This window comes from Lignipirellula cremea (genome assembly GCF_056501455.1).
Genome location: NZ_CM151415.1, coordinates 2246166 through 2268602 on the forward strand (window position 1 = coordinate 2246166; position 22437 = coordinate 2268602).

Below are 22437 nucleotides of genomic sequence, written 5' to 3' on the forward strand. Positions count from 1 at the left end.
AATCCGTCGAGCGTCCGTCAAGATTCCGTCCGCTGGTGGGGCTGGTACATCGTGCGGCGCGAACGCTCCGCCTGACGCACCGCTTCGACGGCTTCGTGCCACAGGATTTCCTGACTCCGGATGCCCGGCGCGTCGGCGGACCGTTCGGTCGCCGGCGAAACGTAGGAACCGTCAGGTTGCAGCACGCGGGCTTTGACGTCGTCCTGAAAGAAGACTTCCAGGAAGTGCAGCAGCTTGCGCTTCGCCTGTTCGTCCTCGATCGGGACGAGCAGTTCGACGCGACGGTCGAGATTCCGCGGCATCCAGTCGGCGCTGGAGATGAACACCTTCCTCTCGCCGCCGTGATGGAAGTGAAAGATTCGGGCGTGTTCCAGGAACCGGTCGACGATGCTGGTGACCGTGATCCGCTCGGAGAGCCCCGGGACGCCGGGCCTTAAACAGCAGATGCCGCGCACGTTCAGCCGGATCTCGACGCCCAGTTGCGAAGCGCGATAGAGCGCCTCGATCAGTTCCTTGTCGACGAGCGAGTTGATCTTTACGTCGATCCGCGCGGCGCGACCTTCGGCAGCGTTCTTCCCTTCGGTCTCGATCAGTTCGAGCGCCCGGTCGCGGAGGCTCATCGGCGCGGCCGCGATCCGGCGGTACTGCATCGGCTGCGAATAGCCGGTGATGGCGTTGAAGAAGCTGACCGCATCGGAGGCGAAGTCCTCCCGCATCGTCAGGTAGCTGACGTCGCTGTAGATGCGGGAAGTCAGTTCGTTGTAGTTGCCCGTGCCGAAGTGGACGTACCGCTGCATCCCGTGCGGCTCGCGGCGGACCACCAGGCAGGTCTTGGCGTGCGTCTTGAGCCCCTTCACGCCGTAGACGACGTGCACGCCCTCCGTTTCGAGGCGCCTCGCCCAGTCGATGTTTCGCTGTTCGTCGAAGCGGGCCTTCAGTTCCACGACCGCCGTGACGTACTTTCCCTTCCCCGCGGCGCGGCGCAGGGCGTCGACGATGGGGCTCTTGCGACTGGTGCGATAGAGCGTCTGCTTGATCGCGACGACGTCCGGATCGTCGGCCGCCTCTTCGATGAAGCGGACGACCGGTTCGAAGCTGTCATAAGGGTGAAACAGCAGCACGTCGCCCTTCGCGATCGTCTCGAACATCGGGACGGTAGAGTCGATCGACGGAGGCTGCTGCGGCGCCCAGTCGCGCTCCTTCAGATGATCGAAGCCGGTGAGCCGCGTCAGGCCGAACCAGGCGGAAAGATCGATCGGCCCCGAGACGCGCTGCGCGTCGCCGGGCAAGATCTCCAGCGTCTCGATCAGGAAGTTCGCGGTCTCGTCGGACGTCTGATCGGGAATCTCCAGCCGGATGCAGTCGCCGCGGCGACGTGCCTGCAGCACGTCCTGCATGTCGGCCATCAGGTCGCCGGCCAGATCCTCCCGCAGTGTGATGTCCGCGTTCCGCGTCAGTCGAAAGGGGACGCATTCCAGAATCGTTTCCTGCTCGAACAGCCGTTCCGCATGCGCGTGAATGACGTCTTCGATCAGGACATAGGAGTAGCCGCCGTCGGAGGGGACGGTCACGAACCGCGAAACGATCTCGCCCAGCGGGATGACGGCCATCCGCGGCGAGTCGTCGTCCGGCTCGGCCTTCAGGCGAACGCACAGATTGACCGTCTGATTGGGCAGCAGCGGAAAGTCGTCCGCCTGCGACACGGCGATCGGCGACAGGATCGAGTAGACGTCGTTCTCGAACGTCTGGGCGACGGCGCGGGTCTGCCGATCGTTGAGCGCGTCGATCGCCAGTCGCTGCACGCCCGCCTGCGCGAGGCCCGGTTCGATGTCCTCCAGAAACGTCGCGTACTGCGCGGCGACCATCTTCCTCAGCCGGCGTCCGATAAGCTCGAGCTGCTGCGAAGGGGAGTATCCCGCCTGGTCGGGCTGCGTCGAGCCGCGTTCCGACAGAAGCTTCAGTCCGCCCACGCGGACCATCACGAACTCGTCGAGGTTCGAGGCCGTGATCGCGAGAAACTTCAGCCGTTCGAGCAGCGGGAGCGTCTCGTTATTCGCTTCGTCGAGCACGCGCTGGTTGAACTCCAGCCAGCTCAACTCGCGATTGAAGAAACGCGGCTCGGACCCGGAGGGTTCGGCGGCTGCGGGCGCGGGGGTCCCTGTCTCCGGAGCGTCGTTCATTCGTGACCCCTCGGCGCGATGACGCTTTTGACCGACCGTCGCAGGAAGACCTGCATGCCGAACACTTCCTCGAAGAGGGAGACGTTGTGCTTGATCGCCATCTGTTCGAGCGACAGATCCTCGACGTCGGGCGTCGCCAGGATCAGTCGCCCGCCGCGGCGTTCGCAGGTGAACGCGCTGATCCGCTGACTTCGCGACTCGTCGAGCGCCAAGGCCACTCGCATCATCGCCGCCAGCTTGGAGACGGCGGTTCGCCGTTCCCGCGGCAGGTTCCAGTAGGTGTCGTGCGACGGCATGGGCGACGACCGCCGGTGATAGCGGGCCACCATCGCGACCAGCCCCATGTCCTGCTGGCTCAGGCCGAACAGCTCGCTGCTGCGGAGCAGGTAGAGCGTGTGCTTGTGGTACGACCGGCTGTTGACGTAGAGCCCCACCTCGTGCAGCAGCGCCGCGAGGTGCAGGATCAGTTCATACCTGGACGACAGGCGATGCAGCGGCTGCAACTCGCGAAACAGCCGGGTCGACAGGTCCGCGACATGCTTCGCGTGGGCGAAATCGATCTCGTACCGGCGGCCCAGCTCCATCGCCGAATTGATCACCTGCCGGCGGAAGTCCTCGGTCCAGGCGTCTTCGCCGGCGACCTCCCGCAGCAGGCCCTCCCGCAGATTGACCGACGTGACGAGCACGTGGTCGAGTTCGAACGACTGAGCCAGCGTCGCGTAGGCGAGCAGCGCGGGGCCGAGCGTCTCCGTATCCTGAAAGCTGATGTGGTAGCGCTGCACGACCTCTTCGGGAGAGAGCGAGACGATCAGGTTCGCCAGCGTCGACAGCCGCCGCGTCGGCACGGGGGTCAGCCCCGACGCGTGCGGCGTGCATTCCAGCGCCGAGGCGGCGAACCGCATGTCGCCGCCGAGCGCGACGATCCGCAGCGGATCCTGAATCGGAATCTCCTGACGGATGAGCTGGATCGTGCGGCGGATCTGCGAGCGGAGATAATCGCGAACGCGATGCTGCGGCGTCTGCATCGTTTCGAGCGAATATTGCAGCCGCAGCGATCCCAGGCGGTAGGAATGCGACGCCTCGATATCGCCGTCCTGCATGAGCAGGACTTCGGTGTTGCCGCCGCCGACTTCGACGACCAGGGTATGCGCCCCCTGAAGCTCGGGCTCCGCCAGCACCTGCGGACGCACGCCGTGGTAGGTGATGCGGCTCACCTCGGCTTCGTCGAGCGGATCGACCTCGATCCCGGTCGCCACATAGATCCGGTCGAGAAAGGCGAGACGGTTCATCGCCTCGCGCACGGCGCTGGTGCCGACCGCGCGGACGGCGTCGGGCGGGATCTGGTACTCGTCGAGCTTCTTCCGAAACGACCCCAGAACCCGCACGCAGTCCTCGATCGTCGCCTTCTCGATGAAGCCCCGGCGGAAGGTGTCTTTCCCCAGGCTGACGGCCTGGACGAGACGTTCCAGAATCCGAACCGATCCGCTGGCGCGATGCTCGCCGATCGCCATCCGGACGGCGGTCGTGCCGATGTCGATGACTGCCGCGAGCTTCGGAACTTCGCCGTCGATCGGCGGCTCGGCGGCGCTGCGCGGCGACGGATGCGAGGGGTTCATCGGGAGTCGGAGAACGACGCGAGAGCCGGGATCGGGGGACGACCTCCGATCTTAGCAGCTTTCGTTCCGTCCGCAGGAGCGCCGCATCGGACGCGCCTCGGGACCGGTCGTACCGTCGACTCTTTTCGGACGTCTGCCCTCAGAACGGGCCCTCGATGATTGCGGCGCCAGCGCCGGCGCTTAGAATGGCCCACGCTGCCGGGCCGGCGCGTCGACGATCGTCGCGTCCTCGCCATGCCCCTCCGATTCGATTCTTCGCGCCTCCGCTCGCCGTCCTGCCGGGAGATCGCCCCTCGATGCTGACGTACCTGCGCCTCTGCGTGATGATGTTCCTGCAGTACGTGACCTGGGGCGCCTGGTTCGTCACGCTCGGGAGCTACATCGGCGCGAACACGCCCACGATCTTCTCGGAAGGGTTCATCGGCGTCGCCTACGGCACCGCGGCGATCGGCGGCATGATCGCGCCCTTCTTCGTCGGCATGATCGCCGACCGGTTCTTCCCCAGCCAGATCGTGCTGGCGGTCTGCCACCTGCTGGGGGCGGCGATCCTCTGGTTTCTGCCGACGTTCGATACGCAGACGCCCTTTTACCTGATGCTGATTCTGTACTTCGTCACGTTCATGCCGACGCTGGCGCTGACGAACTCGATCAGTTTCCACCACCTGAAGAACCCGGGCGTCACGTTCCCCTACGTTCGCGTGCTGGGGACGATCGCCTGGATCGTGGCGGGCGTGTTCATCGGTTCGATCGTCACCGGAGCGGACGGCGACTGGGCGCTCTTCTTCAACTTCGGCGAAGGTCGTCAGCTTCCCGTCGGCGCGACGCTCGCCGAGGTGCAGGCGATGAGCGCGATCGAGAAGACCGCGATCCCCATGCGGATCGCCGCGGTCCTGCAGGTGGTGATCGGGCTGTATAGCCTGGTTCTGCCCCACACGCCGCCGCCGGCGAAGGGGGAGAAGATCACGGTCGGCGACATCCTCGGCTTCGAGTCGCTGAAGTTGATGAAGCGCTGGTCGTTCGCGGTCTTCGTGATTGGTTCGTTCCTGGTCTCGATCCCGCTGCAGTTCTATTACAACTACACCAACTTCTTCCTGAACGACGTGGGAGCGCCGAACCCGGCCTTCATCATGACGTTCGGGCAGATGTCCGAAATCGGGTTCATGCTGGCGATGCCGCTCTTCTTCCGCTTCCTGGGCGTGAAGTGGATGCTGCTGGTCGGCATGGCGGCGTGGGCCGTTCGCTACGTACTGTTCGGTTTCGGCGCCGCGCCGATGAACCTCTACCTGCTGATTCCGGGACTGCTGCTGCACGGCATCTGTTACGACTTCTTCTTCGTGACGGGGCAGATCTACGTCGATCGCGTCGCTTCGCCGAAGATACGCGGCGCCGCGCAGGGCTTCATCACGTTCGTGACGCTCGGAATCGGCGCCTTCATCGGGGCGAATCTGGCCGGCTTCGTGCAGACGATGTTCACGACCGTTTCGGGGGCCGAAGCGACGATGAACTGGCTCGGCTTCTGGCTAGTCCCGGCGATCTTCGCCGCGGGCGTGACGCTGCTATTCGCCTTCACCTTCTTCGACACAGCAGCGGATCAGGCAATCGACAAGGCGGCCGACGAGACCAAGCCGGAGATGCCGCCGCAACCCGAACCGGGTCCGGGCGCCAAGCGTCTGCCGTCGTCGGCGTGAGAGGCAGTCAATCGATCGACGAACTCGGGGGGTTCACACCCGCCGCTCGCCTGAAGCATCGAACTCGAAGTCAGCTTCTCACGGATAATCCTCGCCGCCGGGGTGAAACGGATTGCACTTCGCGATTCGCCAGAGGCCCAGGAAGAAGCCCCGGAACGCGCCGTACTTCCGCACCGCCAGAATCATGTAGGCGCTGCACGTGGGGTGAAAGCGGCACTGATTGCCGATGAACGGACTGAGCGTCCACTGATAGACGCGCACCAGGCCGATCAGGATCCACGACGGCGCCGCGACGACCGCGTGCAACGCCGTTCGCAGGAACGAGGCTGCCGGGTTCATCGCGACGCCTCCGGAATCCGCCTCGCTAATCGCCAGGCGAGCCGCTTGAGCGAGTCCCGCACCGCCGCGAATTCGGGCTCGGCATCCTTCTTGGGGCGGACGACCAAGTCGATTCCGACGGGCAGTTCGCCGTGCTGCAGGCGGAACGATTCCCGGATCAGGCGCTTCCAGCGGTTGCGCACGTTCGCCTTGCCCGCCTTCTTCGACACAGCCAGCCCGAGCCGCGTGCGACCGAGATCGTTCGCCGTCGCGTTCACCACCAGCACGCCGTCCGCCTGGTAGAGCTTGGCCGCGAAGACGCGGTCGAACTCCTCCTGCTTGAGCAGCCGCATCGCCTTCGTGAAGCGGTGGGAGGCATCTTCGTTAGGATGATCGGTCACGGCGTTTTGACGGCGCTTCAACAGGAATTCGTTATATTCCGCTCTTTTCGGGTGGCACTGGCTATGCCAGTGTCGGAAGCGGGAAGCGGCCCTCCATGATGGTCGATCTTGACCCGGGAGAACACTGGCGGAGCCAGTGCCACCCGAAGGAGCAGTCGATCGAAGCGATTGCTCCACCGACCTGCGCCGCCAGATCACCGATATCGAAATCGCTCGCTGCGGCGGACGGTCCAGACGCCGAAGTTCAGGACCAGCAGCACGGCGAGCGCCGCGATCAGGAGGCCGTAGGTCGAGGGCAGGTTCGTGCCGAACCACTCGCCGAACGCCCAGGCGCCCAGCAGCAGGACGACGAACGCGACCCGCAGCGCGACGCTCGCGACCTTCCAGATCGTCCGCTCGTGGCGACCGTCGATGGCGTCGATCACGATCGCGGCGCAGGCTCTGCAGATCAGCGCCGTCCCGTCGGGCGACTCGACTAGTTTACGTTCCACCGAGGCAGGCTGTCCGCAGTAGGTGCAGCGCCGCTCGTCCGCTTCGGGCTGGCTCGCCTCGACCGGCGACGCGTAGGGATTCGATTCGCGGTCGGCCAGATCCATCGCTTTACCGAGTCGCTTTCCCTGATCCATCGCAGGCGACGCCGTCCGTCTCTACCCCCGATGCTCGATCCAGGCTGCCCAGGAGTGATCCTTGTTTCCGACGTAGGGCGCCTTCTCGAACACGGATGGATCGCCCAGCGTTCGGGGATCGCCTTCTTCCCGCAGCATCTGCTCCATCCGTTCGCGCAGGCTACGTTTCGTCTCCGCCAGCGCGGGATCCGCTACCAGATTCTTCACGCAGAAGGGATCGTCGGCCAGCCGGTAGAGTTCCTCTTCGGGACGCTTGCCGAAACAGAGCCGGTAATGCTCGCCGAACTTCGTCGTGAGGAGCTGTTTCGTCTCGCTGGCGTCGCAGTTTCCGTAGCTCGTCTCCGGATTGCCGACGGGCCACCGATCAGGATAGAAGTTCCGTACGTACAGCCACTCTTCGGTCCGGATCGCACGGACGGGATAGCCCGCGTCGTCGGGCCGCCCCAGGTCGTGACGCTCCTTCCCGATCAGCATCGTGCTGCGACCCTTGTCGATCCATCCGGACGCGGAGCTTTCCAGCACGTCGACGAAGCTGTGACCCGTCATCATGTCGGGCTTCGCGATGCCGGCGACCTGCAGAAACGTGGGCGCGAAATCCCGGACGTTGATGAAGTCCTCGACCGTGCGACCTGGCGCCTGGACCTTGCCCCAGCGAACGGCGAGGGGAATGCGGTAGCCCCGTTCGTAGATCTGGCCCTTCGCCCGCGGCAGCGGCTCGCCATGGTCGGACGTCACCAGGACCAGCGTGTTGTCGAGTTCGCCCGCCTTGTCGAGCGCGGCCAGCATCTGCCCCAGGTGGCGGTCGAAGTGTTCGACTTCGACGGCGTAGTCCAGAAACTCCCGGCGGATATCGTCGTTCTTGGGGTAGTAGGGCGGCAGTTCGACGTCCTGCGCGTTCTTGCCCGCGTCTTCGCCGATGCCCGCTTCGTACCCCAGATGCGGTTCGACGGCGCCGTACCAGAAGCAGAAGGGCTGCCCCGGCTGGCGCTTCGCCAGGAACGCTTCGAAGTTCGCGGCGTAGTCGACGTTACCCATCTCGCGATGCGGCGGCTGGGTCTTGACGTCAGAGTACGCAGGTCCGGCGGGATTCCGCTCGAAGCCGCCCGCCTTGAAGTCGCCCGGCCCCCAGCCCTTGCCGGTGAAGCCGACGTGATAGCCGGCGCTCTCGAACAGGTCGGGATAGACGGGCCAGTTCTTCGGGAACAGGCTGAAGTGGACGCACGCCTCGCCCGTCTGCCAGGAATTACGCCCCGTCAGCAGGCTCGCGCGGCAGGGGGAGCACTTCGGATTCGACGTATAGCCATGCGTGAAGAGCAGGCCCTCTTTCGCGACCCGATCGAACGCGGGCGTCGACGTCCAAGTGCATCCGTACGCGCCCGCGTGACCGTAGCCCCAGTCATCGGCGATAGCGATCAGGATGTTGGGTCGCGGCGATTCCTGTGCCTGCGCGGAAGCGTCCGAACCGCTTCCCGCGCAGGCGCCGAGCGCGGCGACGAAGAAGAGCAGCAGCCCCGAGGGCCATCGCGGCAGCGTCATGGGAAACCGGGTCTTCGGGAGCGGAGCCGTAGCCAGAGCGGACCGTTCATCCTGATCGCCTGCGAGCCGCGGGGCAAGCCGCAGGACACGGCCGCATTGGGAGCGGCGCGCCTCCGTCGTCACGCTGACGCGGTCTCTCCTGCCGCTCCGAGAAAGGTCGAGAAAAACCTCTCCGATCGATTGAACAACTTCCGATGGAAGGCAACAATATTAAGTAAGCGACGTTTACAAAAGCGTCGCCGGCTTCTTCTCCCTGCGTCCCAATCGGGGTTCTCTCATGTCCACCTTCGCCTCTGCGCGCCTGCGTCGCGCCTTTACGCTGGTCGAGCTGCTGGTCGTGATCGCGATCATCGGCGTGCTCGTCGCGCTGCTCCTGCCGGCCGTTCAAGCGGCGCGCGAGGCGGCGAACCGGTCATCCTGCTCGAACAATCTGAAGCAGATGACGCTCGCGGTGCATAACTTCCACGACACGAACCGGGCCCTTCCCCCGGGACGGAAGTACGACCTGTGGGACACGTACACCTGGACCGAGTACGTCCTGCCGTTCATGGAGGAGCAGGCGGTCTACGACGGCTACTGGACGATCGCGTCGAAGCCGATGGTCAATTCCTATCCCGGTCCGAACGGCCCCATCGGCAACGACCAGCGCCTCCGCGACAGTCGGCACGCGATCATCGACGCGTTCAACTGCCCCAGCGACGGCGGACCGAAGGCCAACGAATTGAATACTGCCGAGTACGGCAACTATCGCGGGAACTACCGCGGCTGCACCGGCTCGGGCGATATGTACGGCAATTCGACCGACGCGACGACCGGACCGTGGGGCCCGGGCGTCTTCGGCGTACTGGCGAACCAGAACCTGGAAGAGGTGACCCACGGCTCGACCATGGCGGTCGCCATCGACGGCACGAGCAACACGCTCTGCCTGTCCGAAGGGATCAAGCCGACCATTTCCGGCTGGGGCGGTCCGATGGGCGCCATGCTCTACGGCAACATGGGGGGCGGCCTGTTCTCCGCTTCCCTGGGGCCCAATTCGACCAGCCACGACCGACCGATCGGTCCCTGCCCCGGACAGCAGGGCGACCAGATGTATCCGCCGAACATCTGCACGTCGCTGGGCGGGAACGCCTGGTGGACGCCGAGCGGAGCGGGCTCCCACTGCGCCGCGCGCAGCCGTCATCCGAGCGGCGTGCAGGCCTCGATGCTCGACGGTTCGGTTCGCTTCGTCGCGGAGACGATCGACCTCAACGCCTGGCGCAGCGCCGGGACCCGGGCCGGCAGCGAGAGCGTCCAATTGCCGTAACGGCACGGACGCTCGGAGACGATTCCTGGCGAGCGGAGGGTGTCAGCCCTCCGTGGGAAATCCGACAGGCTCATTGCGCGAGCAGCTCTTCGTAACTCTTCTCCTCCTCCCCCACTTCCTCGCATGCGTAACTTCGCCTTCCGAACCGCGGCTGCGCTCCTCGCGGCTGCTTGCTTCGCCTCCGCCCTCGGATGCAGCGACTCGAACCTGGGCAGCGTCACCGGCGCCGTCACCTACGAGGGGCAGCCGATCGAGAAGGGCTCGATCAACTTTCTGCCCGTCGACGGCAAGGGGGCGAGCGCGGGAGGCGAGATCGTCGCCGGGAAGTACGAAGTCGAGGAAGTTCCTCCCGGCCAGAAGATCGTCGAGATCATCGCCGTGAAGGACGTTCCCTTCGCCCGCAGCAGCGAGGAGATGGCCCAGCGCGCCGCCGAGGCGCAGCGGCGGGGCGACAACAGCGGCCTGATCGACCCCGCGGACATCGTTCCGCCCGACGCCGTCGGCAACAACGCGACGCATGAGGTCAAAGCGGGCGAGCAGACGCTGGATATCAAGCTGACGAAGCCGGGAGCGTGATCGTTCCGCTACTCGCAGCTCCGCGCGCCCGACGCGCCGACCGGCGCGACCTCAGATCCCCTTCAGGATCGTGAGCCAGCGTTCCCACGCGGCCTTGCGCCCGGCGGCGTTCTCTGCGGAGGCATCCGGCGCTTCGCCGGCCCGCAGGAAGCCGTGACCGGCGCCTTCGTAGATGACCGGCTCGTACTTGACGCCGGCGGCCTTGGCCAGTTCTTCGGTCTTCGGAATGCCGGCGTTGATACGAGCGTCGTTGCCGCCGTAGAAGCCGTAGATGGGAACCTCGATCTTCTCGAACTCCGCGGCCTCGGTCGGCCCGCTGCCGTAGAAGACGAAGCCCGCCTTGATCTCGTCGCCGGCGTTCGTAGCGAAGCGGAACGTCTGACCGCCGCCCCAGCAGAAGCCGCAGACGACGACCTCGCCGTTGCAGGCGGGCAGGCTCTTGGCGTAAGCGACCGCCGCCTTGAGGTCCGCCGTGATCTGGTCGGGCGGAAGCTTCCCGATCGCGCCGCGGGCTCCATCGCCCCCTTCCAGCGAATCGGTCCCGCCGCCGTCCGGACCCATCCCCGAAAGAAGATCGGGCGCGATCGCGATGTAACCCTGTTCCGCCAGTTGATCGCTGACGCCTCGGACCCAGTCAGTCAGCCCGAAGATCTCGTGAATGACGATCACGGCGGGCGCCTTGTCCGCGACTTCGGGGAAGGCGATGAAGGTCTTCACGTCCCGGTCGCCGTTCTTGACCGTGACCCATTCCAGATGCCGGGGGGAGTTCTCCAGACGCTCCTTCGCCACGGCGTTGGGGTCCTGGGCGAAAGCGGAAGAACCGATCGCCAGCGCGGCGAGCGGCGCGAGCAGAGCGAAACGACGAAGACCAGGCGAAAGCATCGAAGCATCCTCTGAGGAGAGCGACTGGCCCGCGGCGGGATCGCCCCGTCTGCGCGACCGGAATCGTTGCCCTACCAGTAAAGGACCGCCGGGGCGCGGAAACAAGCGGGAGGAGCTTTCTTCATGCGGGGCTATCGCATTCCCAGGCGAGCGGAGGGTGTGAGCCCTCCGGGTCTGGAGCGAAACAAACCACGCAACCGTCGAAGCGCCGAGAACCCTGGTATCGACATCGGTGGCAGGCGGGGCGCCTGCCCTACAAGAGAGATCGAGTTCGCCCTACTTCGCCGTCTCTTCGTACAACGGCAGGTGGCGGTACTCGACTTCCAGGGAGAGCAGGTTCATCGCCGTGACGTAGATCCGTCCGCCGTGCGGGCCCCAGCGATCGGGAATCGGCGACAGCGGGTGCCAGCTTCCCGCGAACGAGCCGTCCGGAATCTGCGTCTCCAGCAGCATCGGATGCAGGCGCTCGTGCCACTGCTTCCAGTGCTCGCCCCCCATGTGGTACATCACCTGCGTCGCGTAGTACCAGTAGTACGTATCCCGAGGATTCTTCCCTTCGCGATACTGCTGCGCCGTGCCGTGCTCGGGCAAATTCTGAAGCAGGTAATCGGCGCCCGCGCGAAGCTGCGGGTCGTCGCGACGCCAGCCGTAGTACATCCGCATCAGCAGGCCGACCGACGTCATCGTCACGGTAGGCGAACGACCGTGACGCTGTTCGGGCGTGTCGGCGGCGAACGCGTTGTAGCGGAACAGGTGCGGCTGACCGCGGACCTGCGAGTAGTCGAGCCAGCGCTTCACGCCGTCGTAGGTCGACTCCGGCACGTCGAGCCCCGCCAGGTCGCCGCTCTTCAGAGCCATCGCCATCCAGCCGCTGACCGACGTGTCGGCGCCGTACCCCGGCGTATAGCGCCAGCCCCCTAGCTGCTTCTCCTGCGACTCGACGACGAAGTCGAGCGCCTTCTGCGCCGGTTCGCGAAGCGCCGGATCCTGCGTCATGCCGTACGCTTCGCACAGCGCCAGCGACGCGATGCCGTGCGAATAGAGCCAGGCCGCGGCGCTGTCGGCCTTCTGCGGCACGTACAGGTCGCCGTTCGCCTGCTGATGCGACACGAGCCAGGCGATCCCGCGCTGCACCGATTCGCGATAACGATGCTCCCGGTGCGTGTAGCCGGCGCCCTGGATGGCGATCAGCGCGAGCGCCGTCGCCGCCGTGTCGCTCGTCATCGCGGCGCTCTCGCTCTCGTAACCGATGCGGCCTGCGCCGAACCGGTCGAGGCTCCAGCTTCCGTCGGGCATCTGATGCCGCACGAGGAACGCGACCCCTTCCTCGACCGCCCTCTCCGTCTGCGGCGAAAGATCGCCCGTCGGGTCGCCGCCGGGCGGCGTCATCTCGGGGCGGTTGCGTCCGCTGAACGAAGGCGCGGCGAACGTCGCCGTCACGTCCAGGCTCAGGTTGCCGCGAGACTGCTTGCCGGGGAAACGGCTGTCGGTCGCGATCAGGATCGGAACGTCGGAGGTCGTCGCGCGGGGCGAATCGACGCCTGCCGCGGGAGCGGGTCGCATGCCGAGTCCGCCGATTCCATCCGGCGCCGGAACGAGCGCCAGCGTGCCCCCCGACGACTGCCGGGAGAGATCGCCCAGGTCCGACGGTCCGGGCGAACCGGCTGCCTGCGAACCCGTGCCGGTCTGTGCAGGAACCGGGACCGGCGCTGCCGCGACGCTCGTCGCCGGCGCACGCGTCCCCGACGAAGCGCGAGCGAGCGTCGGAACTTCGCCGACTTCGCCGATTTCAGGCGAATCGCCCCCGCCTGCGCCGGTGCGGGGTCGTGCGGCCTGCGTTCCAGCCGGGGCCGTTCGCGGCGCCGAAAGATCGTCGACCTGCGGAGCGCCGCCCGTCGCGGCAAGCGCCGTCGTCTGCGCGCCGCCGGAGAGTCGCGACGCCTCGGCGGGACCCGCCTGGGGGAGCGACATTTCCGCGTTCGCGGCGCCGCCCGGAGCGCCCGCGAGTTCGATCGTCGGCGCCTGCGCGAACGCGGGCAGCGAGGGGTTGCGAGCCGTGCGCGCGGAAGTCGCTCCGCCCCCCGGCGCCGCGGGACCTGACGCTCCGGCGGACGATTCGGCGCGTCCGATCGCAGCGGCGGCGATACGCTCTCCGCCGGTCGCTGCCGCGGGAGCCCCGGGCGCGGCGACGTTCGACGCCGCGAGCGCTCCGCCCGTCTGGCCCGTCTCGGTCTTGGCCGGTCCGCCCGCTTCGCGTGCGAGAGCTTCTACCGTCGGACCGTCCGTCGAAGGCGCTCCGCCCGGCAAGGAAGCGACGGGGGCCATCGTCGACGGCGCGATCGATCGCGCCGCGGACGAAGGTCCCGCGCGGTCGAGCGTCGGACTGGCGGAGGCGATGGCGCCGATCGACGGCGAGGCGGAAGAGCCTTCGACGCGTGCCGGTCCGCCGCCCGCGATGGCGGAGGCAGGCGAATCGGCAGCGACGCCTGTCGGTTCGGAGGCTGCGAGCGCTGCCGCGAGGCCGGAAGCCGATCCCGTGGGCGCGCGGGCGACGGTCGTCGCTGCCGGTCCGGCGGGCGTCGGAGCAGCGTTCTCTCCTCCAGTCGTTCCGCCCGCAGCCGCAGCCGGGGGAAGCTCCGCCACCATCGTTCCGCCCGGAGCGGAGGGACCGCTGGCAAGTTCCGCCCGGCGCGGTTCGCGTGCGACTGCGCCTGCCGTTCCAGGAGCGCCGCCCGTCGCGAGCGTTTCGGAAGGAATCGTTTCGCGCGGCGCGGTGCGGGCGATGGCTCGCTCGCCCGGGCTCTGCGCGGGAGCGGCGGAACCTGCCGTACCTGGTTCTCCCGCGGAAGCCGGACCGCCGGAGAGGGCGGACGCGGTTCCCGGCGACGTGCGTGCGATGGCGGTCGCCTGTTCCGCCGGCTGAGTCGGCGCCGTCGAAGCCGCGCTTCCGCGAGGAGCGGACGCCTCCGGCGCCTGAACGGCGGAAGCGATGGCGGGCCGCGGCGCGCCTCCCGCTTCGCTGCGGGCGAGAGGTTCCGCCTGGCTTCGCAAGTTCAGGGCCGGCTGTCCGCCCCCCGCGCCGCGTGCGGCGCCGGTCTCCGGCACGATCCGCGACGCGCCCATGTCGAGTTCGACCGAACCGCTGGCGGCGGTGACCGCGCCCTGCGACGCGTCGGCGAGAGCGTTCGTCAGCGCGGCGCTCGACGAGGCGCTCCGTTCCGACGGAGCGCTCGATCCGGCGCCGTTCGGCAAGGGAACGTTCGTCGCCGCGACGGGCGAAGCGGGCGCCTGCTGATCGGCGCGGGACTGACTCACGCGAGCCATCTCCGACGGAGTCACCGCCGGGCCTTCGGGTCCCGTCTGCGTCGCTTCCGCGCGAGCGACCGATCCGGAGGGCGTCGGCGCCGACTGGCTGGGATCGGCTTCGCCGCTGCGACCGACGTTGGCTGACTCGCCGGACCCTGCCGTTCCCGCGAACGAGCGGGCGAGCGACGTCTGGGCCGCCTCCAGTTCCGGCGCGTCGGTCGAACGCTGGGACTCGGCGAGCGCGGGACGGTCGACGTTTTCCGGACTGACCGGCGACGCCGCGAAGGTGGCCGTGCGCGTGGGCGAAGTCACGTCGTCGGTCGGGCTGGCGAGCGACGGCGACGTCTCGCCCGGCGCGGCACGCGCGACGGCGCTTTCGCCCGGTTCGCCTTCGGTCGGCTGCTCGGTCGCGAGGGACTCCTGCACCGTGGAGGCGAGCGACGATTCGCCCGTCTCCTTCGTCATCTCTTCCTGACCCGGCGCCAGCGCGAGCGCGGCGTCCGTCGGCGGACCCTGCGTCGATTCCGTCGGCACGTTCGTCGAAGCGATGCCTGGCGCTTCGTTCGCCGTCGTCTCCGTGCGGGCCATCGAGGAGGGAGCCTGCGCCACGCCCGGTGCGGATTCGCTCTCCGGCAGACGCTGGGCCAGATCCGCCGACTGCGGCGCATCGGACGACGCGGCAGCGTTCGCCGCGGAGGCGCTCTCCGACCGAGCGAGCGCCGAACCGGTCTCCGCCTTCGTCGTCGGCGTCGCTGCGGCCGCGACGGCGGAGGAAGGCGCTTCGGACTCGGCAGCGTTCGGACTCGGCGCCGTCTGCGCGATCGCCGTCGACGAAGTCGCCGGGGCGGCCCGTTCGGTTCGCTCAGGCGACGGTGAGTTCGCCGTGAGTTGCGAATCGGTCGACGGCGCGGGCGTAGTCCTCGCGATCGGCTGCACCGCTGACGGAGCGTTCTGAGCGGAAGGTTCGGCGGACTCGCTCATCGCGACCGCGGAAGCCGATGCCGCCGTACGCGGAAGGTCCGTAGCGCCGGGAGCCAGATCGCCGGCCGCCGCTTCGCTTGCGGGCGCCTGCGCTGCCGCGACGGGGGCAGCGACCGGGCGGTTCGCCGCCACCGACGCTCGCGCGGGAGCGGCGCTCGCCGACGCGGGAGTAGGTTCAGGAGCCGACTGGGCCGTATCGCTCCGCGCGATCGTCCTCTCGGTCGGCGCGCTCGGCGAAGGAGCGTCCGCCGACTCCGTTCGAGTCGGCGCTGCCGCCGCCTCGAACGGGCGCTCGACGGACGCGTCGGCGACCTGCATCGCCGGCTGCGATGCCGCTTCCCGGGCGGCGGCGCTGGGCGTCGTCACGTCGGCGACCGCCGTCGTCGCGGCGCGCGGCGTGGTCCGCTCCTGTCGCGTCGGCGAAGGCGTCTCCACCTGGGCGACCTGTGGGCGCACTTCAAGCTGTTCCGATCGCCGGGCCAGCGCTTCGGCATCAGGCGTCTCGGTCGTCTCCTCGGGTTCGACCTCCGACCGCGTCGTCGCCGGCGCCGCCGTCTCGGTGCGGGAAGCGTCGGCGACCATCGACTGCGTCGCGGGCGCCTGCGACTGGCTCTGCGGAATCGGAATCGCCTCCGCGGCGACGTCGATCCGCGGAGCATTCTCCGCCGGCGAGTCGCTGCGGCGCGCGAGCGAAGCGGCTGCGGTGGTCGGCGACGGCGCCTCGGCGGGGCGAGATTGCACCCGGGCGACCGCCTGTTCGTACGGCGTCTCCGGCGTTTCGACCTCCGGCTGGCTCGACGACGCCGGCGCCGGTTCGTTGGATTGCCTCGCCATCGGCGTCGCCTGCGCCTGGGGAGCGTTCGCGGCGCTCGCCTGCTGCGCTGCGGCATCGGCGGCGGCGACCTGCGTGGAGGGGCGGCGGTCGTCGTCGCGCGTCTGACGGCTCAGTTGCGACGGCGTCGCGGCGAACTTCGGAACCGCTTCGCCGGGAGTCTGCCGGGAAGGAGCTTCCGGTTGCGGCTCGCGAGTCGGCGTCGGCTCGGGCGCGCTCTTCGTCGGCTGCGGCGGAGTCTCCTGCTCCTCCGGCATCGGCACGGGCGTCGGCGTTTCGAGCTCGGTCGGGCGTTCCTCCGGCGCCGGCGTCGGCACGGGCTCCATCCAGGGAGGAACCTCTTCGTCGGGCCGCGTCTGACGCATCGCGTAGTCGGCGATCTTGACCGGCTTGCGGGCGACCTTGGCTTCGTTCGGCTTCTTCGCGTCAGGCAGCGTCTTCTCGAGGATGTTCGTGCCGGCGAGCCCTGCGAACATCGCGAGGTGAATGAAGATCGCGACCGCCAGCGCCAGTTGCAGCGTCCGCCTGACCCACCGGCGATCGATGAGCGTCGCGACCAGCGTGGCGACGAGGGTCACGAGCGCGATGAGGATCAGACTGGGAACGATCAGAACCCAGAGCGCGCTCCCCCAGAAGTACGCGATCGCGATGCCCGAGACGAAGCCCGCCGTCACGATGATCGCCAGATTCACCGGCCAGACGTGCGACTCGAAATAGTCGCCCGTTTTAGCGGGAATCTTGCGTATGACGCGACGCTTTTTCATGACCGGACGGAACTCGAACTGGCTTGCGGCTGATTCGTTACTTTTCGCGTGCGTCTCTTCGTAGGGCGGGTCATTCACCCACCTTTTTCGACCCGACGTTCTGGGCGGCGGTGGGTCGATGACCCACCCTACTACAGCCACTCGCCTTAAATCGTGAGTCTCAAGAGGGTGCCACTGGCTTTGCCAGTGCTGGACCAAACGGCTCGGTCGGACATGCTGGGCGATCGAGCCAGACGCGGCACTGGCTGAGCCAGTGGCACCCGGTCCCCTTCGGCGACCCACACGTTCAAGCGAGTCGCTGTACTACAGATTCGTTTACTGATTCGTTGCGGATGTCTTTTCGGCGATTGCGACGGGGTCAGCCTCCTTCGCCCGAGGTGACGGCGCTGTAGTCGTAGATGCCGACTTCGTTGCAGACGTTGATGACTTCGATCGGGGCCTGGAAAGGGGTGCGACCGTCCGCGCGAATGATCACCGACTGATTCACCGGATTGCTCGCGGCAGCCCGGCGGAGGATGCCGCGCAGCTCTTCCAGATTCACTTGCTGATCATTGACGAAGTAGCGCCCCTGCACGTCGATGTTGACGTAGACCTCGCTCGGCTCGGCGATCAGCGGCATGGCCTCGCTCGCCGCCGGGACGTTCAACGGCAACTGATTCTCCAGCTTTTCGAACTGCGTCGTGACCAGGAAGAAGATCAGCAGCAGGAACACCACGTCGATGATCGGCGTGAGGTTCAGCACGCCGAGCGCGTCTCCCTTTTTGATTTCGACCGCCATGAGGGACGTTCCGGAGACGCTGCGGGAGTGACGGGTCGTACGAAGCGAGAGAAAGCGGAGTCAGAGCGAACGAATCAGACCGGCGAACCGACCGGAGGCGCGGGCGGCGAACCGGCGTACGGGGCGTTCTCCGTGCGATCCGTGCGGTCGGCGTCGGTCGAGTCGTCCGACTTCGTGAACCGGACGCGACCCTCGTAGCGCTCGACCTGCGGCAGCAGATGGAACAGCAGTTCCTCGACTTCCAGGAACAGCGTCTGAATCCGCGCCTCGAACAGGTGGGCCGCCGAGGCCCCGACGATCGCGACGACGAGTCCCGCCAGGGTCGTGACGAGCGCGATGTAGATCCCTTCCGCCAGGTAGGTCCCCTTATCGACGCCCATCGGAAGCTGCGTCGTGTCGTGGAACGCCAGGATCATGCCCCACACCGTCCCGAGCAGCCCCAGCAGCGGCGCGACCGCGGCAGCGAACGTCAGCCAGCGAACGTTGGCGTAGAGTCGATTGGCCTCGCGGGTCGAAGCTTCGCGGACGGTCTGTTCGACCTCCGAGTGGGGGCGTCCGATTTTCAGCAGCATCGCGCGAATGACGTTCGCCGAAGCGGAGGGATAGTCTTTGCAGAGCTGGTACGCGTGCCGGGGATCGAAGCCCCCGCGGTTGCCCAGATCGGAGAGTCCGTCGACCAGGCCGCTCGGCAGGACGCGTGCGCGACGGAGCGAGATCGCCCGCTCGACGCTGAACGTCGCGACGAGCACGGAGAGAAAGCCGATCGGGACCATGAAGATCCCGCCCGACAGCAGCAGCGAAAAGAGATTGAGGTCGCTCCCGCCGTCGGCCGAAAGCGCGGCGTCAAGTTCCTCCCCCTCCGGCACGTTCAGAATCCGGGGCGTTTCCGCGCTCGGTCCGCCCGGGGGAACGTCCTGGGCGACAGCGAGTTTCGGCGCCAGAGAAACCGCGATGGCGAGGCCCAGCGACATCGCAAACGCGAGCCGCACGCCGCGGGGCGTAGTGAGGGGGAAAGATCGATTCGCGACCGAACGCATATCTATCGCTCCGAAGGCGCGCCAAGAGGCGATCGCCGGAACCTGTTAGTTGACTAAAACGATCATCCCGTGTGCCACGGCTGGACAAGCCAGCCGTGGCACACGGGCATCTTCCCTCTGGTTTACCTGCCTCAAGATCCGACGCTGGCGGCGATCTCGTTCGCCCGCTTCGTCGCCGCGGCGGCGAGCGAGTCGTCAGGATACTTCTCCGCGACCAGGCGGTAGTACTTCAGCGCCTCCGCGAGGAGCGTCTGCTTCGCCGGGCCTTCCGCGTCGGAGGCCTGCACGTCGCGGCACCTTGCCGCTTCGAACGCGGCCTTGGCATGCCACACCTTCACGTCCGCCGGCGCCGCTTCGCCGCCGTATCCGAACAGGCAGCGGCGGAACTCGTCGAAGGCCTCTTCATGCTTCTTCTGCACGAACAGGACTTCGCCGACGAAGAACTGCGCCTCCGCGCCGACGGCGCCCCGCGACCTCTCCGCAGCCACGCGATAAGCGGCGATCGCCTCGTCCAGCGCCGCGAGACTCTGGTGCGCCCGACCCGTTTCGAAGAACGCCTGCGGCGCGGCCTCGTCGTCAGGGCGCTTCTCGGTGACGTTGGCCAGAAGCTCCAGCGCTTCTTTGTACTGCTTGAGCTGGTTCGCCGACTGACCTGCGTGCAGGTAGAGCAGCGTCGTCAGCTTCGGGTCGGTCTCGTGCGTGACCTTCGCCTCCGCCTGACGGAAGGCCGCCAGCGCGGGCTCGTATTCCTTCAGCTTGAAGCGACTCTCGCCCAGCATGAACAGCCCGTCGAGAGCGAAGGCGCCGGAGGGGAACTTCTCCGCCAGCGACGCGAACGCCGTCGCCGCCTCGTCGAACTTCTGAGCCTGGTACTGCGACCAGCCGAGCTTGTAGGTCGCCTTCTCGATCAGTTCGTTCGCCTTCGCCCCTGCGAGCGCGGCGGCATACCCTTCCGCGGCGGCGGCGAAATCCTTGGCGGCATACTTCGCCTCGGCGACGTGGAAGCGGGCCTCAGGCGCGAACGGGCTGTCGGGATGCTTCTCCGCCAGTTCCGCGAAGACGGCGACCGACGGTTCGGCCTGTTCCGGAATCGACTTCAGCGCCCACGCCCGTTCATAGAGGGCGGCGTCGGCGGCGGCGTAATCGGGCATTGCGACCAGCGCTGCGGCGAACGCTTCCGCGGCCTCCGCCGGCTTGTTCGAAGCCTGCAGGGCGAGGCCCTTTTCATGAAAGGCCTGCGCCTGACGTTCGGGAGGCAGTTCGCTCTTCATCGCCGCTTCGAGATCGGCCAGCGCCGCGTCGGGCTTGCCTGCCTGCCGTTCGGCGGAGGCCTTGGCGAGCGTCGCGTCCAGCTTCAGCGTCGAATCGGGATGCTTCTCCAGCAGCGTCGCGAACAAGACGCTCGCATCGGCGAAACGCTTCGCCTGCAGATCGGCCCAGCCGGCGCCGTAGAGCGCGAACGGGACGAAAGGCGATTGCGGATGGCCCTCGATGACCTGGCCGTAGGCAGCGCGCGCCGGATCCCACGCCTTCGCGGCGGTGTGGGCTTCGCCCTGACGATAGCGGGCCTGATCGGTAAGCGAACTCTGCGGGTAAGCCGTGAAGAAGGCGTCCAGTTCCTTCAGAGCTTCCGCCGGCGCGTTCTTCGCGAGATGCGTCCTGGCAAGCAGCAGCCGGGCTTCGTCCGAACTGGGACGCGCGGCGTCGGCGGCGAGCGAAGTCTGCAGGCTCTTCAGCGCCGCGTCGTAATCCTTGAGATGAAACTGCGAGGCGCCGACCAGGAACTGTGCCTCCGCCTTTTGCGGAGCCGCCTCGAGCGCGGGCAACAGTTCGCCGGCTGCCGCGAGCGCCTCGTCGTACTTCTTGTCGAAGTAAAACGCCGTCGCGCGGCGAAGCTGCCAGGCGGTCTTCTTCGCGTTCGCTGCGAAGTCGGTCGCCAGCTTCGCGAACGCCTCGGTCGCGGCGGCATACTGTCCGCGGAGAAGTTGCGATTCGGCGGCGATCTCGCGGACGTCGGCGATCAGAGCGTGACTGGCGTGCGTCTCGACGAAGCGCCTCGACTCGGCTTCCGCACGCTCGTACTCCTTCAGTTCGAACGACGCGAACGCGGCGTTGTAGATCGCCTGTGCGGCGTCGGCATGCTGCGGGTTCTTTTCGACGAAGGCAAGATAAGCGTCGTGCGCCGCGGCACGCTGCTCCGGAATTTCGTAGAGCGCGTCGGCCCGGTCGATCGCCAGGGAGGCGGCGAAGGGCGAGTCGCCCAGCGCCGGATCGGCGAGCGTCTTTTCGGCGAGCGCCGCGGCTTCGGCGAACTTCTGCTGCCGGATCAGGATCCGGGCGTTCCAGTGGGCGGCTTCAGCTTTCGCGGCTCCGCCGGCTGCGAGCACGGCGTCGAACGCCTTCGTTGCGGCCTCCCAGTTCTCCGCCCGGTAGTACATCTGACCCGCGGCGAGTTGGGCGTCCGCCGCGTAGGCCGATTGGGGATACTTCGCCACGACGCTCGCGTACAGCGCGCCCGCTTCGGCGAACTGTCCCAGCGACGCCTTCGCCAGCGCCTGACGGAACAGGGCGTAATCGGCGGCAGGATAATCCGGCTTCGCCGCGGCAGCCGCGAACAGCTTGTCGGCTTCGGCGATCTGCGTCTTCGCCTGCTCCGGGGCGCCGGCCTGCGCGGCGAGTCCCAGTTGCAGCAGGGCCTCGCCCCGCCGCATGGTCACTTCCGGCGCCAGTTCGTCGTCCGGACGTTTGGCGAGGAACGCGGCGTAGACCTGCTCCGCTTCGGCGTAAGCCTTCGTCTCTTCCAGCGCGACGCCGAGGGCATAGGCCGCATCGGCATTCAGCGAAGAATCAGGGAACTTGTCGACCAGTTCGCGATAGTGCGGAACGGCGTCGCTCTTCTTGCCGCTGAGGTAGAGACTCTCGGCCAGAAAATAGAGCGCCTGATCGCGCTTCGTCGCCTTGTCGGCGGGATACTCCTGAAGCTGCTTCGTCAGCGTCGCCGCAGCGTCGGCGAACAGCTTGGCCTTGGGGTCCGCTTCGGGCGAGGTCTTCGCCAGCGAGAACTCCAGCCAGCCCAGGTTGAGGAGCGCATCCTCTCGCAGGTCGGCCTTGGGGTAAGTCGTCGTCAGCGCCTGGAGATTCTTGCGAGCCTCTTCGAGCTGATTCAGGCTGATCTGCGAGACGGCGAGGTAATACGTCGCCTTGGGGACGAGCGGATCCTGCGGATGGCTCTTGAGGAACTTCTTCCATTCCTCCGTCGCCAGGTCGAAGGCCCCGCCGTTCTGATACTCCGCGGCTCGCGAGAACGCGGCCAGACCTTCCGGCGAAGACTTTTCGTTCAGCTTCGCCGCCGCCGGGGACTGGCCTGCCGGCTGTGCGGGAGGGGCGCCCTGACCGCTGGCGACGCCGACGAACGAAGCGAGTCCGAGCGATGCCGATAGACCGACCGCGCCGACGGAACAGGAAAAGCGGCGAAGCATCGACGAACTCCGAAGGCGCATGGGCGACAGCGACGCGGGCGGGAGCGACCGCTTCAAATGGATCTGCGGTCGGCCTGTCGTTACGCGCGATGCCGTGAAAATGGGAAAGATCCGGCTCGCGCGGGGCTGAAAGA

Annotated in this window: 14 protein-coding genes; 3 read left to right on the top strand and 11 right to left on the bottom strand. The window is 67.3% G+C overall.

The features are described 5' to 3' along the window. Positions 1-17 precede the first annotated feature (17 nt). Together ppk1 and SH602x_RS08715 are read right to left on the bottom strand one after the other, a co-directional pair. Complete coding sequence (gene ppk1, locus SH602x_RS08710) at positions 18-2180, bottom strand: polyphosphate kinase 1 (protein WP_479476412.1); 2163 nt, start codon at positions 2178-2180, stop codon at positions 18-20. Beyond that, positions 2177-3796 (bottom strand): Ppx/GppA phosphatase family protein, encoded by a 1620-nt coding sequence (locus SH602x_RS08715; RefSeq protein ID WP_479476413.1) that lies wholly within the window; start codon positions 3794-3796, stop codon positions 2177-2179. The genes ppk1 and SH602x_RS08715 overlap by 4 nt, the downstream gene beginning before the upstream one ends. A 296-nt stretch (positions 3797-4092) precedes the next feature. Here SH602x_RS08715 and SH602x_RS08720 point away from each other — a divergent pair, with 296 nt between their 5' ends. After that, on the top strand, positions 4093-5484 hold the full coding sequence (locus tag SH602x_RS08720) for an MFS transporter (protein WP_479476414.1): 1392 nt from the start codon (positions 4093-4095) through the stop codon (positions 5482-5484). Positions 5485-5562: 78 nt separating this feature from the next. On the opposite strand, the gene yidD is transcribed toward SH602x_RS08720, so the two are convergent. The 4 genes from yidD to SH602x_RS08740 all read right to left on the bottom strand — a co-directional run bounded on the left by yidD (position 5563) and on the right by SH602x_RS08740 (position 8365). Beyond that, a complete protein-coding gene (yidD, locus tag SH602x_RS08725; protein WP_479476415.1) occupies positions 5563-5823 on the bottom strand; it encodes a membrane protein insertion efficiency factor YidD in 261 nt (86 codons plus the stop codon). Next, positions 5820-6224 carry a ribonuclease P protein component gene (gene rnpA / locus SH602x_RS08730; RefSeq protein WP_479476416.1) on the bottom strand — a complete coding sequence of 135 codons (405 nt, stop codon included), beginning with the start codon at positions 6222-6224 and terminating at the stop codon, positions 5820-5822. The genes yidD and rnpA overlap by 4 nt, the downstream gene beginning before the upstream one ends. A 173-nt stretch (positions 6225-6397) precedes the next feature. Further along, positions 6398-6829: a hypothetical protein gene (locus SH602x_RS08735; RefSeq protein ID WP_479476417.1), complete on the bottom strand. Its 432-nt coding sequence runs from the start codon at positions 6827-6829 to the stop codon at positions 6398-6400. 21 nt (positions 6830-6850) lie between these two features. Next, on the bottom strand, positions 6851-8365 hold the full coding sequence (locus SH602x_RS08740) for a sulfatase family protein (protein ID WP_479476418.1): 1515 nt from the start codon (positions 8363-8365) through the stop codon (positions 6851-6853). Positions 8366-8642: 277 nt separating this feature from the next. Here SH602x_RS08740 and SH602x_RS08745 point away from each other — a divergent pair, with 277 nt between their 5' ends. Further along, complete coding sequence (locus tag SH602x_RS08745; RefSeq protein WP_479476419.1) at positions 8643-9668, top strand: DUF1559 family PulG-like putative transporter; 1026 nt, start codon at positions 8643-8645, stop codon at positions 9666-9668. Between the two features lie 123 nt (positions 9669-9791). Further along, positions 9792-10244: a hypothetical protein gene (locus tag SH602x_RS08750; RefSeq protein ID WP_479476420.1), complete on the top strand. Its 453-nt coding sequence runs from the start codon at positions 9792-9794 to the stop codon at positions 10242-10244. A 51-nt stretch (positions 10245-10295) separates the two neighbouring features. On the opposite strand, the gene SH602x_RS08755 is transcribed toward SH602x_RS08750, so the two are convergent. The 5 genes from SH602x_RS08755 to SH602x_RS08775 all read right to left on the bottom strand — a co-directional run bounded on the left by SH602x_RS08755 (position 10296) and on the right by SH602x_RS08775 (position 22303). Continuing rightward, on the bottom strand, positions 10296-11126 hold the full coding sequence (locus SH602x_RS08755; protein ID WP_479476421.1) for a dienelactone hydrolase family protein: 831 nt from the start codon (positions 11124-11126) through the stop codon (positions 10296-10298). 276 nt (positions 11127-11402) lie between these two features. Further along, complete coding sequence (locus SH602x_RS08760; RefSeq protein ID WP_479476422.1) at positions 11403-17009, bottom strand: hypothetical protein; 5607 nt, start codon at positions 17007-17009, stop codon at positions 11403-11405. Positions 17010-17367: 358 nt separating this feature from the next. Then, entirely contained in the window at positions 17368-17787 is a 420-nt protein-coding gene (locus SH602x_RS08765; protein WP_479469028.1) for an ExbD/TolR family protein, read from the bottom strand. Between the two features lie 74 nt (positions 17788-17861). Further along, positions 17862-18758 carry a MotA/TolQ/ExbB proton channel family protein gene (locus SH602x_RS08770; RefSeq protein ID WP_479476423.1) on the bottom strand — a complete coding sequence of 299 codons (897 nt, stop codon included), beginning with the start codon at positions 18756-18758 and terminating at the stop codon, positions 17862-17864. A 197-nt stretch (positions 18759-18955) separates the two neighbouring features. Then, complete coding sequence (locus SH602x_RS08775) at positions 18956-22303, bottom strand: tetratricopeptide repeat protein (RefSeq protein ID WP_479476424.1); 3348 nt, start codon at positions 22301-22303, stop codon at positions 18956-18958. Positions 22304-22437 lie beyond the last annotated feature (134 nt).

Excerpts from the sequence above, each read along its gene's own strand:
- ppk1 (WP_479476412.1), bottom strand. The coding sequence starts at position 2,180 with ATGAACGACGCTCCGGAGACAGGGACCCCCGCGCCCGCAGCCGCCGAA.
- SH602x_RS08715 (WP_479476413.1), bottom strand. The coding sequence starts at position 3,796 with ATGAACCCCTCGCATCCGTCGCCGCGCAGCGCCGCCGAGCCGCCGATC.
- SH602x_RS08720 (WP_479476414.1), top strand. The coding sequence starts at position 4,093 with ATGCTGACGTACCTGCGCCTCTGCGTGATGATGTTCCTGCAGTACGTG.
- yidD (WP_479476415.1), bottom strand. The coding sequence starts at position 5,823 with ATGAACCCGGCAGCCTCGTTCCTGCGAACGGCGTTGCACGCGGTCGTC.
- SH602x_RS08735 (WP_479476417.1), bottom strand. The coding sequence starts at position 6,829 with ATGGATCAGGGAAAGCGACTCGGTAAAGCGATGGATCTGGCCGACCGC.
- SH602x_RS08740 (WP_479476418.1), bottom strand. The coding sequence starts at position 8,365 with ATGACGCTGCCGCGATGGCCCTCGGGGCTGCTGCTCTTCTTCGTCGCC.
- SH602x_RS08745 (WP_479476419.1), top strand. The coding sequence starts at position 8,643 with ATGTCCACCTTCGCCTCTGCGCGCCTGCGTCGCGCCTTTACGCTGGTC.
- SH602x_RS08750 (WP_479476420.1), top strand. The coding sequence starts at position 9,792 with ATGCGTAACTTCGCCTTCCGAACCGCGGCTGCGCTCCTCGCGGCTGCT.
- SH602x_RS08755 (WP_479476421.1), bottom strand. The coding sequence starts at position 11,126 with ATGCTTTCGCCTGGTCTTCGTCGTTTCGCTCTGCTCGCGCCGCTCGCC.
- SH602x_RS08760 (WP_479476422.1), bottom strand. The coding sequence starts at position 17,009 with ATGAAAAAGCGTCGCGTCATACGCAAGATTCCCGCTAAAACGGGCGAC.
- SH602x_RS08765 (WP_479469028.1), bottom strand. The coding sequence starts at position 17,787 with ATGGCGGTCGAAATCAAAAAGGGAGACGCGCTCGGCGTGCTGAACCTC.
- SH602x_RS08770 (WP_479476423.1), bottom strand. The coding sequence starts at position 18,758 with ATGTCGCTGGGCCTCGCCATCGCGGTTTCTCTGGCGCCGAAACTCGCT.
- SH602x_RS08775 (WP_479476424.1), bottom strand. The coding sequence starts at position 22,303 with ATGCTTCGCCGCTTTTCCTGTTCCGTCGGCGCGGTCGGTCTATCGGCA.